General features: G+C 38.1%; 17 protein-coding genes. 9 read left to right on the plus strand and 8 right to left on the minus strand.

The window, feature by feature from the left end:
- Positions 1-64: 64 nt before the first annotated feature.
- Positions 65-1,066: a hypothetical protein gene (locus CLV94_RS00730; protein WP_121374554.1), complete on the plus strand. Its 1,002-nt coding sequence runs from the start codon at positions 65-67 to the stop codon at positions 1,064-1,066.
- A 51-nt stretch (positions 1,067-1,117) separates the two neighbouring features.
- Here the strand turns inward: CLV94_RS00730 and CLV94_RS00735 are convergent, their stop codons facing one another.
- The gene (locus CLV94_RS00735; protein ID WP_121374555.1) at positions 1,118-1,672 is read right to left on the minus strand and encodes a Smr/MutS family protein; all 555 of its coding nucleotides are present in this window, start codon (positions 1,670-1,672) and stop codon (positions 1,118-1,120) included.
- A complete protein-coding gene (locus CLV94_RS00740) occupies positions 1,662-1,847 on the minus strand; it encodes a hypothetical protein (RefSeq protein WP_121376185.1) in 186 nt (61 codons plus the stop codon). The genes CLV94_RS00735 and CLV94_RS00740 overlap by 11 nt, the downstream gene beginning before the upstream one ends.
- A 111-nt stretch (positions 1,848-1,958) precedes the next feature.
- Here CLV94_RS00740 and CLV94_RS00745 point away from each other — a divergent pair, with 111 nt between their 5' ends.
- Both CLV94_RS00745 and CLV94_RS00750 read left to right on the plus strand, forming a co-directional pair.
- Positions 1,959-2,234, plus strand: a complete 276-nt coding sequence (locus CLV94_RS00745; RefSeq protein ID WP_121374556.1) for a DUF2752 domain-containing protein — start codon at positions 1,959-1,961, stop codon at positions 2,232-2,234.
- A 22-nt stretch (positions 2,235-2,256) separates the two neighbouring features.
- Positions 2,257-2,583 carry a CCC motif membrane protein gene (locus CLV94_RS00750; protein WP_121374557.1) on the plus strand — a complete coding sequence of 109 codons (327 nt, stop codon included), beginning with the start codon at positions 2,257-2,259 and terminating at the stop codon, positions 2,581-2,583.
- 54 nt (positions 2,584-2,637) lie between these two features.
- Here CLV94_RS00750 and rocD read toward each other — a convergent pair whose 3' ends face one another.
- The 3 genes from rocD to CLV94_RS00765 form a co-directional block, all read right to left on the minus strand.
- Entirely contained in the window at positions 2,638-3,882 is a 1,245-nt protein-coding gene (gene rocD, locus CLV94_RS00755; RefSeq protein WP_121374558.1) for an ornithine--oxo-acid transaminase, read from the minus strand.
- Positions 3,883-4,076: 194 nt separating this feature from the next.
- Positions 4,077-4,493 carry an OsmC family protein gene (locus CLV94_RS00760; protein WP_121374559.1) on the minus strand — a complete coding sequence of 139 codons (417 nt, stop codon included), beginning with the start codon at positions 4,491-4,493 and terminating at the stop codon, positions 4,077-4,079.
- 83 nt (positions 4,494-4,576) lie between these two features.
- The gene (locus tag CLV94_RS00765) at positions 4,577-5,131 is read right to left on the minus strand and encodes a DUF1697 domain-containing protein (protein WP_121374560.1); all 555 of its coding nucleotides are present in this window, start codon (positions 5,129-5,131) and stop codon (positions 4,577-4,579) included.
- A gap of 126 nt (positions 5,132-5,257) precedes the next feature.
- Between CLV94_RS00765 and rlmD the strand changes: the two genes are divergently transcribed.
- The 3 genes from rlmD to CLV94_RS00780 are packed head-to-tail and all read left to right on the plus strand — an operon-like array spanning position 5,258 to position 7,936.
- On the plus strand, positions 5,258-6,670 hold the full coding sequence (rlmD, locus tag CLV94_RS00770) for a 23S rRNA (uracil(1939)-C(5))-methyltransferase RlmD (protein ID WP_121374561.1): 1,413 nt from the start codon (positions 5,258-5,260) through the stop codon (positions 6,668-6,670).
- A gap of 5 nt (positions 6,671-6,675) precedes the next feature.
- The gene (locus CLV94_RS00775; RefSeq protein WP_121374562.1) at positions 6,676-7,224 is read left to right on the plus strand and encodes a DUF6452 family protein; all 549 of its coding nucleotides are present in this window, start codon (positions 6,676-6,678) and stop codon (positions 7,222-7,224) included.
- Positions 7,196-7,936, plus strand: a complete 741-nt coding sequence (locus CLV94_RS00780; RefSeq protein WP_121374563.1) for a DUF6048 family protein — start codon at positions 7,196-7,198, stop codon at positions 7,934-7,936. Before CLV94_RS00775 ends, CLV94_RS00780 begins: the two co-directional genes overlap by 29 nt.
- Here CLV94_RS00780 and CLV94_RS00785 read toward each other — a convergent pair whose 3' ends face one another.
- From CLV94_RS00785 to CLV94_RS00795, 3 genes are all read right to left on the minus strand, one after another.
- The gene (locus tag CLV94_RS00785) at positions 7,937-8,170 is read right to left on the minus strand and encodes a hypothetical protein (protein ID WP_121374564.1); all 234 of its coding nucleotides are present in this window, start codon (positions 8,168-8,170) and stop codon (positions 7,937-7,939) included.
- 64 nt (positions 8,171-8,234) lie between these two features.
- Positions 8,235-9,497, minus strand: coding sequence for an erythromycin esterase family protein (locus CLV94_RS00790; protein WP_147406543.1), 1,263 nt, complete (start codon positions 9,495-9,497; stop codon positions 8,235-8,237).
- A 26-nt stretch (positions 9,498-9,523) separates the two neighbouring features.
- Positions 9,524-10,687, minus strand: coding sequence for a THUMP domain-containing class I SAM-dependent RNA methyltransferase (locus CLV94_RS00795; RefSeq protein WP_121374566.1), 1,164 nt, complete (start codon positions 10,685-10,687; stop codon positions 9,524-9,526).
- An 82-nt stretch (positions 10,688-10,769) separates the two neighbouring features.
- Between CLV94_RS00795 and CLV94_RS00800 the strand changes: the two genes are divergently transcribed.
- The 3 genes from CLV94_RS00800 to murQ all read left to right on the plus strand — a co-directional run bounded on the left by CLV94_RS00800 (position 10,770) and on the right by murQ (position 13,154).
- Entirely contained in the window at positions 10,770-11,501 is a 732-nt protein-coding gene (locus tag CLV94_RS00800) for a class I SAM-dependent DNA methyltransferase (RefSeq protein ID WP_121374567.1), read from the plus strand.
- A gap of 52 nt (positions 11,502-11,553) precedes the next feature.
- On the plus strand, positions 11,554-12,255 hold the full coding sequence (locus tag CLV94_RS00805) for a ZIP family metal transporter (protein ID WP_121376186.1): 702 nt from the start codon (positions 11,554-11,556) through the stop codon (positions 12,253-12,255).
- Positions 12,256-12,341: 86 nt separating this feature from the next.
- Positions 12,342-13,154: an N-acetylmuramic acid 6-phosphate etherase gene (gene murQ / locus CLV94_RS00810; protein WP_121374568.1), complete on the plus strand. Its 813-nt coding sequence runs from the start codon at positions 12,342-12,344 to the stop codon at positions 13,152-13,154.
- Positions 13,155-13,156: the final 2 nt, after the last annotated feature.

Below are 13,156 nucleotides of genomic sequence, written 5' to 3' on the forward strand. Positions count from 1 at the left end.
ATAAAAATTAATGTAGTCTGTCAGAATAATAAAAAAAACTATTTTTGCTATAAATTCTATTGAAATGAAAAAGTATTTTGGAATACTCTCTTGCTTGTTTTTATTAAGTGCCTGCGATGATGGCGACCTGACTTTTGATTCCTTCGATTTTAGCAATGCGACAGCAGCGAATTGCTCAACGAATGGCGAGGTATTGAACTCCGTTTTTAAGCTGAATAATAATGAAGCATTGCTGATAAAATTTCCGACAAACGTTTTTCCTTTCAGAAATCTAGAAGGAACCAGCAATCTGCAAATTTCAGCAGCTAATAAGATTATTTATCGCGTTTTTAACGGCGAAGTTCCAACTGATTATTTTTGCTCCTTGATCCCTCCTGTATCTCCTAATGTCATCGACGAATGGAGCACTGCAGATCAATCTAGTGGCAAAATAGAAATCAAAACAACCCCTGTAGATAATACGACTACTATTGAAGCAGCAAAATATGACCACTCTATTGTTTTTAGAGACATTACCTTGTCGAATGCGAATAGCGGAACGGTAACCTATACTGAATATATTTTCGGGAAATACCAAACTAAATCAAATATTACTTTTGCTTTTGGCGCAACACCCATCCAAAAATGCACAGACGGCAGATTGTTTAAAATATTTGATTCCAATGTAGGAAATGCAGAAAACAAACAAAATCTCAACGAGGTGATAATACTGAATCTTCCTGCTTCTGTTTTTCAAGGGCCGGCAGGCTTGGCAACTTATTTGGTAAACGACACCAATCAGCTTACTTATAGAATATATGGCGGAGATGTTACGCCTACTTCTCTATGCAGTACAGATGGCGCAGGATTGCCTACTTTGTATGAAGAATGGCAAGCTGAAGATGGAGTGGCCAGCAATGGCATTATCCCGGCAACTGGTGAAATCAAGATCGAAACTTTAGTAGACGGTGCAAATCTTGTCCACACGATTACACTTACGAATGTAAAATACAAAAGAGTCGGAGCTACAAACAATACCTTTGTACAAAGCATCCAAACGTTTGGAGATTATAGGACGGCAAATTAGTCTTCAATACAAAAAAACAAAAAAGCCCAATAAAATTTATTGGGCTTTTTTTTATCTATTAGGATTCTGCTTGATGTAAACTTCTGTAGCGCCTAAACCATATTTTTGGTAATCGGCGTCTTGAAAAACAATTTCATCGTAACGACCCAGCAAAAAATCGAGTTCCGATTTTAAGACACCTTCACCGACGCCGTGTATAAAAACAATTTTCGGTATCCTGTTCTTGATCGCAAATTCAATATGTCTTTTTGCCGTTTCAGTCTGTAACGTCAGGATATCATAATTGGACATTCCTCTTTTGTTGGGAACTAGTTTTTCAATGTGCAAATCAAATTCTGGAGCAGCTCTTTCGTCTTTTGGTTTCTTTTCTTTTACAAAACTTCTTGGTTTTGGAATTTCCTTCTCTTTTAAAACCTGACTTAAATTATGACTTCCGATTCCAAAATTCAAATCACTGGAATTCTGAATTTTAACCAATTCATTGACAAAATATGTCAATTGAAATCCATCGTCAGTTTCTATCGTCACTTCGTTATTTTTAACTGATAGAACAACACCATTAACCGCTTCATCAAGCACCGTCACTCTATCTCCTTTAGCTAACATCATCATCAGAATTATCTTGGTTTTTACTTGGCACTTTAGCTGTCAGTCTCATCATTCCATACATAAAAATGATGATTGCAAGAATCATAATATACACATTGGGATGCGGCTTGCTCTGCTCGTATAAAGCAAAAACTCCAGCAAGGGCCATTATGGGAACATATATTTTTTTCATAACAATTTTAATTGTAGTCTGCCAAAAGTAGTAAACTTTAAAAATAATTATCTGGTTAAGAACAAACTTTATGCTTTTTTCGTAAAATTGTACAATCAAATCTATACGACCATGGAAGAATACATGATTCCCTGCATGAACAAGAAAATTTTCGGAATAGACTGCCTCGGATGCGGTACGCAAAGAGCCCTGGCCTTGATCTTAAAAGGTGAGTTTGTCGATGCCTTCCATATGTTTCCAGCCATTTACACTACAATCTTGTTTTTCATGGTTTTAGGGCTGAATTTTATCGATAAGACAAGAAATTATCATAAATTAATAATTTCTTTAGCCATAATCAATGCTACAATAATGGTAATTTCTTACATTTACAAAATAACCAGCTAATAACTAAAACCTCTTTACTCTTATGGAAAAACAAAAATTACCTAATGCTCAAGCCGTTCTTATTCTTGGAATCTTATCTATCCTTACTTGCTGTTGTTATGGCGTAATCGGTCTGATTCTAGGTATCATAGCAATCGTGCTGGCAAAAAAAGACACAAAGCTTTATCTGGAAAACCCAGAGTTGTATTCTAACTATTCGAATATCAATACAGGAAAAATTCTTGCGTATATCGGAATCGCATTGAGTGCAATTTATCTGATTGTAAACATTTATTTCTATGTGGCTATCGGACCAGAAGGAATACAAGAAATGCAACAAGAATGGATTCGCCAGATCCAACAGAAATAATTATCACGAAGAACCTATAACAAAAAAGCCGCTTTACAGCGGCTTTTTTAATTTCTATTTCTCAAATTCTCTGAGCGTCTTGATGATAATCGAAACGCAATCCAAGAGCTGTTCTTCGTTCATGACCAAAGGCGGCGCAAAACGAATAATATTGCCATGCGTAGGCTTCGCCAAAAGGCCATTATCACGCAATGACATACAGATATTCCAAGCCGTGTCGCTTTCTTCTGTATCATTAATTACAACGGCATTCAGCAATCCTTTTCCTCTAACCAACGTCGCAATAGTGCTAGTCTTGATATATTCGCCTAGCTTTTCACGGAAAATATTCCCAAGACGAGTCGCATTCTCAGCCAATTTTTCTTCTTTCACAACTTCTAATGCCGCAATAGCAACTGCAGCCGCTATAGGATTTCCTCCAAAAGTAGAACCGTGCTGTCCTGGCTTGATTACATTCATGATGTCATCATTGGCCAACACTGCCGAAACTGGATAGGCGCCTCCTGACAATGCTTTTCCTAATATCAAGATATCTGGTTGTACATTTTCATGGTGAACAGCCAATAATTTTCCTGTTCTGGCAATTCCTGTCTGCACTTCGTCTGCAATAAACAGTACGTTATGTTTCTCACAAAGCGCTTTTGCTTTCGCTAGGTAACCTTCTGATGGTACATAAACACCCGCTTCTCCTTGAATCGGCTCTACTAAAAAGCCTGCAACATTTTTCTGGGTTTCCAGCACATTTTCTAAAGCTTCTAAATCATCGTAGGCAATACTGATAAAGCCAGCAGTGTAAGGGCCAAAGTTTTTGCGCGCATTTTCATCATTTGAAAAAGAGATAATCGTCGTAGTTCTTCCATGGAAATTCCCATCACATACGATAATCTGCGCTTCGTTTTCTGGGATTCCATTTTTTTCGTAAGCCCATTTCCTGCAAAGCTTGATAGCCGTCTCGACCGCTTCTGCCCCCGTATTCATCGGCAATACTTTATCAAATCCGAAATATTGAGTTACAAATTCTTCATATTTCCCTAGCTTGTCATTGTAAAAAGCCCTTGAAGTCAGCGTCAAGGTTTGTGCCTGATTTACTAAAGCTCCTATAATTTTTGGATGGCAGTGTCCTTGGTTTACCGCAGAATAAGCCGAAAGGAAATCATAGTATCTTTTTCCTTCCGTATCCCAAACGTATACGCCTTCTCCCTTGCTTAAAACTACAGGAAGCGGATGGTAATTGTGTGCGCCGAATTTATCTTCTAAAGAAATGGCTTCAGAAGCATTGTTTTTTTCTAAAACTGACATTGTGAAAGTATTTTAATTCTTCAAAAATCAATTCCTTCTTGTGGAGAGAAATCATCCATATCGCATTGCAAAATTAGTGAATCTAAATTGATTTTCAATCGTTGTAGTAAACGAATACAAACGGAAATCCCATTTCTCCAACTGACTTTTCAGATGCAAAAATGGGATTCATATAATTTTAAATAGGCTATTTATCAAGGAAGTACCAAAGTAGCATTTGATGTGATTTTCGTATTCAGCAATCGTGAAATCGGACAAGTTGTCTCTGCCTTTTTTACCAATTCTTGAAACTTATCTGTTGAAATATCATCAACTCTTGACAAAACCGACAGATGTGATCCGACAACGCTTCCGTCTTGGAAATCAACATCACATTTGGTTTCGATGGATGCCACTGTAAATCCTGCTTCGTTTAGATAGGCCGTCAATTGCATTGTAAAACAGCCTGCATGCGCTGCCGCAATCAATTCTTCCGGATTGGTGCCATTTCCTTGTTCAAAACGGGTTTTGAATGAATATTGTGCATTGCTCAATACCGTGCTTTGTGTAGAAATCTTTCCGTTTCCTTCTTTTAATGAGCCTTCCCAGACTGCTGTAGCGTTTCTTTTCATAACTGTTATAGATTTGTTTTACCTAAAATTACGAAAAGCAAAAGCGGAAAGGAATTAAATTTCATAAACTTTAACAAAAGAATCTAAGCACTGTCTCTTTCTTGAAACAGCTGCAACAGCTTTAACGTAGTATTCCAATTTCTGTCCGTTGCCTTTACTTTGAGCTTGCTTTCGATCAGCTTGTTCGTAAGTTTTGAATTCCCAGCCGGATTGTTGTATTTCATAAAAACAACACGGTCTTTAATGACAATCTCATCGGGTTCAAAATTGGCTTTTTTGAGTAGTTCTATATTTTCTTCGGCAGGCTTAGAACCTAAAAAAGTAATATACAGCTTTTTCAAATCGATCTCTTTTTCTTTCAGGTAGGGATTATTTTTAGAAACCGATTCCAAAGTTTCTTGGTTGATAACGACAACAGAAACATCAAATCCAAAATGCTTTTCGATAAGGTCATGGATTTGGTTTTCTACCGCTTCAGGAGAATTTTCTAAAGAATCAAACAAGATATTCCCGCTCTGAATATATGTTTTAACATTTTGATAACCATTATCTTCCATAGCTTTTCTTAAAGTTTCCATTTTAATCAGTTTTTGACCGCTGACATTGATTCCTCGAAGAAGAGCAAGATGAGATTTCATAGCCTTTTGTTCTTTAAATTCCTTTCAAATTTATAAAAAAACAAGCTTGTGCAACGTCTCAAATGACAATGGAAAAATTTTCTTAATTTCAATTCAAAAAACAGAACAATCGCTTATTTTTGCCGTATGGGAAGAAAGAAGACAGACAAGATCGTTTTTGAGAATATAAAGGTGCTGGATGCAGGCGCTAAAGGAGTTTCAGTTGCAAAAGCACCAGACGGAAAAGTAATTTTTATTCCGAATGTAGTGCCCGGCGATGTGGTAGACGTACAGACTTTCAAGAAAAGAAAGGCGTATTATGAAGGAAAGGCCATAGCCTTTCATGAATTTTCTGAAGACAGGATCGAACCAGTCTGCCAGCATTTTGGAGCTTGCGGAGGCTGTAAATGGCAAAACATGACGTATGAAAAGCAGCTGTTCTACAAAAACAACGAAGTCTTCAATCATTTAAAAAGAATCGGTAAGATAGAACTGCCAGAATTCGAACCGATTTTAGGTTCTGAAAAGCAGTTTTTCTACAGAAATAAGATGGAATTTTCTTTTTCGAATGCGCGTTGGCTGACCGAAAAAGAAATCGAAAGCGATGAGGATTTAGGAAATCGAAATGCCCTTGGCTTCCACATTCCGAAAATGTGGGACAAGATTTTAGACATCACGGAATGCCATCTGCAAGAAAATCCGTCCAATGCCATCCGCAATTCGATTCGTGATTATGCAAACGAGCACAACCTTGCTTTTTTTAATCCTAGAAACCACGAAGGCCTTTTGCGTACGTTGATGATTCGTACGGCTTCTACAGGAGAAATCATGGTATTGATTCAGTTTTTTGAAGAGAACAAAGAACAAAGAGAAGCCTTATTGGATTTCCTTTTGGAAAAATTCCCAAATATCGTGTCGCTGCAGTATGTTATCAATGGCAAGCCAAACGATACGATTTACGACCAAAACGTAATTCTCTACAAAGGGAGAGATTATATCCTGGAAGAAATGGAAGGGCTAAAATTCAGCATTAATGCCAAATCTTTTTACCAGACCAATTCAGACCAAGCGTACGAACTGTATAAAATCACACGTGATTTTGCTGGGTTGACAGGAAACGAACTGGTGTATGATTTATATACGGGAACGGGAACCATTGCTCAATTCGTCTCTAAAAAAGCGAAAAAAGTAATTGGTGTCGAGGCTGTTCCTGAAGCGATTGCCGATGCTAAAGAAAATGCAAAGCGTAATAATATCACCAATTGTGAGTTCTTCGTCGGCGATATGAAAGTTGTCTTTAACGAAGCTTTTATCGCCCAACATGGCAAGCCTGATGTGATTATTACCGATCCACCAAGAGACGGGATGCATAAAGACGTGATCCAACAGATCTTAAAAATTGCTCCAGACAGAATCGTTTACGTGAGCTGCAGCTCGGCAACCCAAGCACGCGATCTGGCTTTGATGGACGAATTCTATAAAGTTGCAAAAGTTCGCCCTGTGGATATGTTCCCGCAGACGCATCACGTTGAAAATGTTGTACTTTTGGAAAAAAGATAAAATTGATGAAGAAATTCCACACTATAATTGCGTCACTTTTTATAGCCGTTTGTTTTTTCGGATGCGAGAAGGACGATATTTGTTCGGGTACCACTCCCACTACTCCTAGATTGATTATCGAATTTTACGAAAAAGACAATCCTTCGGTCTTAAAAACGGTAACCAACCTAAAAGCTGTAGCTGTGGATGGATCGCCAAACGGAGTTGTTTTCAATGACATCCTGCTATCGACAGACCCTAACCGTTATTTGGCCAATTCCAACAAAATAGGACTGCCTCTAAAAATCAATGGCGAGACGACAGAATATACGCTTACGCTAAATTCGACCAGCGCAAATCCTGCTATCCGGAACGCAGATAAGATTACCTTCAATTATATGACTAAAGAAATCTACGTTTCCAGAGCTTGCGGTTATAAGACTAATTTTGACCTAACGGGAAGTCCTATTCAAGAGCCAAATGCCGTTGACAGTAATAAATGGATCAACAATATTATTGTCGAAACACCTAATATAGAAACCGAAAATGAAATACACATTAAAATCTATTTTTAATCTGGCTTTAGTGCTGATTTCATTATCCGCTGCTGCTCAAGAAAAGAAACCCGATACGATTGTTCCAAAGACCGAGCGCTATGGCTTGCGTGTCGGAGCCGATCTGTATAAAATAGCAAGATCGATCTACGATAAAGATTATAAAGGTTTTGAAATTACGGGAGATTACCGCCTAACGCAAAAAATCTATATTGCTGGCGAAATCGGTAATGAAAACAAGACAACAGACGAGCCTCAATTAAACTTTACGACAAAAGGAACGTATTTCAAGGCAGGTTTTGACTACAACATCTACAAAAACTGGCTGGACATGGAAAACATGATTACGCTTGGCATGCGCTATGGCGTAAGCTCGTTTTCTCAAGAATTGAACAGCTACACCATCTATAACCCTAATCCTTATTTTGACGAAACGGATGTTGTTACCGTATCTCGCAAATACAATGGACTTTCGGCTCATTGGATAGAATTCGTTGCCGGCGTAAAAGCAGAAGTGTTCGACAACCTTTTCATGGGCTTTACGCTTCGCATGAACCGTTTGGTTTCAAATAAAAAGCCCAGCGATTTTGACAATTTGTACATTCCTGGTTTTAACAGGACGTATGATGGTGATTTTGGCGTAGGATTTAATTACACCATAAGCTACTTCATTCCGATCTACAAAAAGCAAAACCTTCCTAAAGTGGAGGAAGAAAAGAAAAAGGAAGAATAGCTATTTTAGTTGCTTGATTCCTTTCATGAAAATCCACTTCATAAAAAGTTTTTCTCCGTCATTCGTTTTTATAGCTTGAAATTGAGGCGAAAGAATCGTGCCTACTACAAATGCCGTTAACGGAATCCAGAATCCTTGCAAGTTAGTATAAGCAGCTACTAAAAAGCGCACAAGAATAAACAAAGCGGCGAAGCACAATAATTGGTATAGGAATGCTTTTGTTTTTAAAGTCATTATATGAATTCGTTAGATTAGAGATAGGCTCTGTTGAATAATCGATGCAAAGCTAATTATAAAATTATTTTTCCGAAAGTTTATAGATAGAAGTATTTGCTTTGGAATTGCTTATCAAAACAGCATAATCAATAAAACCAGCCGTCGATTTTTTACTATAGTCGATCTGTTCTTTAGGTTTGGGCGTCAAAATAACTTCCATTAGATCAGAAGTACCGATCTGTTCATAAGGGCTTCCGTTTTGGTTGAGCCTGAAAATGGTCATGTCTGAAATCTTCTGTTTTTTCAATTCGTCAATTCCCTTAAAGTATTCTTTTTTATAATCACCGATACCAAAGCCTCCTTCGGTTGTTGATTTTTTATAATTGCCTTTTTTATCATAAATGACATCCCAAAGTACTCTTGATTTGGTCAAATAGCCTAGAATTGAAACTATTTCTTCTTTTTTATAGATTTTATTTTCAATCAACTGCGTGAAAAATGAAGGAGAATTATCATCTTCTCTAATTTTCATCAAATGCGCAAAGCCATATCTAAAAAATTTCAACTCATTGTCGTAATTATAGATTTTTGATAAGGCAATGTAGTTATTATAAATAGCTTTTTCTCTGGAACTTTCTCCAAAACTTTCCTTTATCGTCGCAATCAAATGATGAAACTGGTTCTTATCAGTTATAAATTTCTCATAGGATTTTTGATCTGCTTCATAATCCGCTACAAATTCTCTGAGCATTTTCTTAGCATAGTTTTCTTTATAGGGAGAATAGTTTGCCGTATCTTTTTCGACCATCTCCTTCAAGACGTCCAATTTCTTCCAGCTTCCTATTCCGTTATTCGCTAATGACAGCAAATGCTTACAGGTATATTTGTAGCTCACAATAGGGTCAGCGCCTAAAACTTTTATTTTCTTGTCTGATGCCAGATCGTCATTTATCTTTTTAAGGTTTTTCCATTTCATGAAGGTTTCTACAGAACGTTCTTGAGGCACTCTTCCGCCATAGGTTTCAACCAGATCTTTCAACAATTTCTCGTCTCCATTTTGGAGGTATTCGTTAAAGAAATACGCAATGCTATAGTCAGTTTCAGGAAAATAGAATCGGATAGTATTATTTTTTAATACCGATTTCAAAAGCAATAGTTCTGCTTCCTCTGTTTTGGCACTTCCATGATAGGCTCCAAATCCTATTATTTTCATCTCCGTTTGCGGAAATGCTGCCAGCTTATTTAAGTCAAACTTATTATTTGACAAATAATCCTGCTTGCTTTCTTGTGAAAAAGCCAGATGCAAACAGAACAAACATAAGAGCAACAAAATTTTGGATTTCATAAGCGCACGCTATTACTTTTATAGAATTATGAAGTAGGCGGCGCGAATTTGGCTCTTTTACTACCCTCATACATTTCATATTTTACCAATCGTGCTTCCAGGCTTCCGTTAAAAAGCTTGATTTTTCTTGACGGTTTTAGCCCCACAAACTTCAAAGCTTCGAGATTTGCCGTAATAAACCAAGCATTTGTACCCGGATAATTCTGTTTTAGGGTATCGCCAATATTTTTATAAAAACGCTCCATTTCGATATCTAAACGTTCACCATAAGGCGGATTGAAAACCATATGCAGCGGGCCTTGCGTCGTTTTTTCGGTATCGAAGAAATTCTTTTCTGCGATAGAAACATATTCGTCTAAATTGGCATTTCTTATGTTGTCTTTTGCTTTTGAAACCGCCGACGGCGCTTTATCATAGCCTTGAATCGTATAATGGAATTCCTTTATCTTTTTCATCAGCGAATCGATAATCTGGTCGAAAAGCTCATTGTCCCAATCCTTCCATTTCTCAAAAGCAAATTCTTTTCTGTTTAGATTCGCCGGAATATTGCAGGCAATCATTGCGGCTTCCGCCAAGATGGTTCCCGAACCGCACATCGGGTCTAGAAAATGCCCTTGTCCGTCCCAGCCAGAAAGCAACAGCATTCCTGCCGCCAATACTTCATTGATAGGCGCTATATTGGTCGCTGTCCTGTAGCCTCTTTGGTGAAGCGAATTTCCAGAAGTATCTAAAGCAACCGAAATCTGGTCTTTATCGATATGAATATTGATTCTCAAATCAGGGTAATCCTTATCAACACTAGGCCTAGCTCCTGTCTTATTTCTAAATTGGTCCACAATCGCATCCTTACTTTTCTGAGAAACGAATTGCGAATGCTTGAAGTAGTCCGAATGTACCGTCGTATCGATTACAAAAGTCTGGTTGGAGTTCATATACTGCGACCAATCGATTCCCGAAATTCCTTTGTACAAGCCTTGCTCGTTTGTAGCTCTGAAATAGTAGATCGGCTTCAAGATTTTCAAGGCAGTTCGCAGCGAAAGATTGGCTTTATACATAAATCCTTTATCACCGACAAAACTCACCATCCTCACGCCTTGTTCTACGTCTTGCGCTCCTAAAATCTGCAATTCTTTTGCTAATATTTCTTCAAAGCCAAAAAAGGTCTTGGCTATCATTTTAAAATTTTCCATATGGATTTTACCCTCTAAAATGGGCACTACTTATAGTTATATTCTGCAAAAATACACTAAATTTGTGGCTTAAATAAATACGATGCAAAAAGAAAAAAATACTTGGTTTGCCTCTTGGTTCGACACTCCATATTACCACATACTCTACAAAGACCGAGATTATGAAGAAGCCCAAGTGTTTATGGACAATATCACGAATTATCTCAATCTTCCTGAAGACGCAAAAATATTAGACCTAGCCTGCGGAAAAGGCCGCCATTCGGTCTATCTCAACCAGCTTGGATACGATGTCACGGGTGCTGACTTATCTGAAAACAGCATTGCCGAAGCCTCCAAATCTTCAAATGCTAAATTGCATTTCAAAGTTCACGACATGAGGGTTTCGTTTGATGAGAAATTCGACGCGATTTTCAATCTGTTTACCAGCTTTGGCTATTTCGAAAACGACGAAGACAACCTTACGACTTTAAAAGCCATAAAAGAAAGCTTGTCTGAATATGGTTTTGCCGTCATCGATTTTATGAACGTGCATCACGTTATCCAAAATCTGGTTCCGGAAGAAACCAAAACCGTAGAAGGCATCGATTTTAAGATTAAACGCTATGTAAGGGATGGCCATATCTTCAAAGAAATCGACTTTGAAGACAAAGGCGAGAAATTCCATTTCGTAGAAAAAGTCCAAGCCCTGACACTAGAGGATTTTGAAGAGATGATGGAAGAAGCGGGTATTTTCCTCCTAGATACTTTCGGGGATTATAAATTAAAAAAATTCTACAAGCACGAAAGCGAACGATTGATAATGGTTTTCAAATAATTTAGGTCGAACCTCCACTACTAAATTTCTAAGTGTCACTATGAATAACATTTTGCCTTATATACTGCCCCTGCTTTCCGTTTTAATCGGCTATGCCATCGCATTATTCCTAAAACCAAAGAAGAAGACCAACCTGAAACTATTGATGGCTTTTAGCGGTTCATTCCTGCTTTCCATTACGGTGATGCACCTGCTACCCGAAGTATATGAAGCCGAACATCATGCCCATCACGACCACGGTCATGAGCATTCTAATGTTATAGGGATTTTTATCATGCTCGGAATCTTATTCCAGATTATCTTAGAGTTCTTCTCAAAAGGAGCGGAACACGGACACGTTCACGGCCATGAAGAAATCCACAAAATGCCTTGGCTGCTATTCATCAGCCTTTGCATTCATGCATTATTAGAAGGATTTCCTGTAAGCCACCATCATGACTTGGCATTAGGAATAGCCATCCATCACTTGCCGATTGCCATTATCCTGACTTCTTTTTTCGTCAATGCAAACCTCAACAAGACGGCTATTTTGCTATTTATGATTGCCTTTGCAATAATGACGCCTTTAGGAACCGTTCTTTCAGAATACCTTCCTTTCTTGACTGCTTATTATACCGAAATCACTGCAGTCGTAATCGGAATATTGTTCCATATTTCGTCTACGATTATTTTTGAAAGCAGCGAAGGGCATAAATTCAATCTTGCTAAGCTGTCGATGATTGCGATTGGAATTGTAGCGGCTTATTTTATATAAAATCAAGCTAAATTCAAAGCCTAGCCTCCTGCTTTAGTAGGCAAAACTTTGTAACTTTGAAACTAATTCACTTTGCACTTTAAAAAATGAGCTTCATTAAAACCACAGAGCAATCTTCAAAATACGAGCACTTAGAAAAAATGCCTATTGCAGAACTGCTTCAAAACATCAATAACGAAGACAAGACCGTTCCGCTTGCCGTTGAAAAGGCACTGCCGCAGATTGAAAAATTGGTTGAAAAAGTAGTCGAAAAGATGAAAAACGGCGGCCGATTATTCTACATCGGAGCCGGAACTTCTGGACGCTTAGGAATCGTCGATGCTTCTGAATGTCCGCCGACATTTGGCGTTCCATTTGATTGGGTCATCGGAATTATTGCCGGAGGCGACACTGCCATCCGAAAAGCAGTAGAATTTGCAGAAGACGATAAAGAACAAGCTTGGAAAGACCTGCAAGAGTGGAATATTACTGAAAAAGATATTGTTATCGGAATCGCTGCTTCGGGAACTACGCCTTATGTTATCGGAGGCCTGCAGAAATGCAATGAAAATAACATCGCCACAGGAAGCATTTCCTGCAATGCCGGAAGTCCGCTGTCACAGACATCTAACTTTCCGATTGATGTGGTAGTCGGACCCGAATTCGTAACCGGAAGCTCCCGAATGAAAGCCGGAACCGCCCAGAAATTAGTCCTAAACATGATCTCGACGGCAACGATGATCCAGCTCGGAAAAGTCAAAGGCAACAAGATGGTCGATATGCAATTGAGTAATCACAAACTAGTAGGGCGAGCTGTAGGAATGATTATGGAAGAGCTTTCCATATCAGAAGATGAAGCAAAATCATTACTCGAAAAATACAAGAACGTCAGGAATTCTATAGAGAATTATAAAAAGTAACC

The sequence above is a fragment of the Flavobacterium endophyticum genome (assembly GCF_003634455.1).
Lineage (GTDB): Bacteria > Bacteroidota > Bacteroidia > Flavobacteriales > Flavobacteriaceae > Flavobacterium > Flavobacterium endophyticum.